The organism is Vibrio sp. 378 (assembly GCF_033339435.1).
This window is the reverse complement of record NZ_JAWOUO010000237.1, coordinates 1-932: the sequence shown is the minus strand read 5'-3', so window position 1 is coordinate 932 and position 932 is coordinate 1. Positions and strand designations below refer to the sequence as shown.

Genomic DNA, 932 nt, shown 5'->3' with positions numbered 1-932 from the left:
TTTTTCTAACGTTACCGGGCCAATTTCGCGTCGCGGCGTGTTCACAATGCGCAGAAATGCGTTGTCATCGTCAGGGTTCACCAACACTCGAAGATACGCCATGATGTCTTTGATTTCGGCACGCGCGAAAAACGACGTACCGCCAGACAGTTTGTAGGGTACGCGGTTTTGCATCAGTGATTTTTCAATCAAACGCGATTGATGGTTACCACGATACAAAATCGCATAATCTCGATATTCCGTGCGATTTAAGAACTTGTGCGCAATCAACTCACCCGTGACCCTTTCTGCTTCGTGCTCTTCGTTCTTGGCTAGCAACACTTTCAGTTTTTCGCCGTCAGGAATTTCTGAGAACAGTGATTTTTCATACACGTGCGGGTTATTGGCAATCAAAATGTTTGCAGCACGAAGAATTCGACTGGTCGAGCGATAGTTCTGCTCCAGCTTGATCAGACGCAGATTCGGGTAATCTTGCCCGAGCAGCACCAAGTTTTGCGGTTTGGCACCACGCCACGAATAAATCGATTGGTCATCATCACCCACGACGGTCAAGCGACCGCGCTCACCCACAATCAATTTGACCAGTTCATACTGACTGGTGTTGGTATCTTGGTATTCATCAACCAATAGATAGCGGATGCGATTTTGCCAACGCTGACGCACGTCTTCATTATTACGCAGCAGCAATACTGGCAGCAGGATCAGGTCATCAAAATCGAGCGCGTTGTACGCCTTCATCTGCTTCTGGTACATCTCAAAACAAAAAGCGAACAGCTGTTGTTGCTCGCCTTTCGCCATCGCTTTGGCTTGCTCTGGCGTCAACATGTCGTTTTTCCAGTTGGAGATCGTACTCAATAGTTGTTTGAGTAGGTCTTTATCACCGTCGAGTTGCTTTTCCGTCAACTCTTTCAACAGCGCCATCTGGTCTTGAT

1 protein-coding gene is annotated in these 932 nt (G+C 47.6%); it reads right to left on the bottom strand.

Translation table 11 applies throughout. The features are described 5' to 3' along the window. The coding region (locus R7Q48_RS25425; protein WP_318132925.1) for a UvrD-helicase domain-containing protein at positions 1-932 on the bottom strand (932 nt) is incomplete at both ends.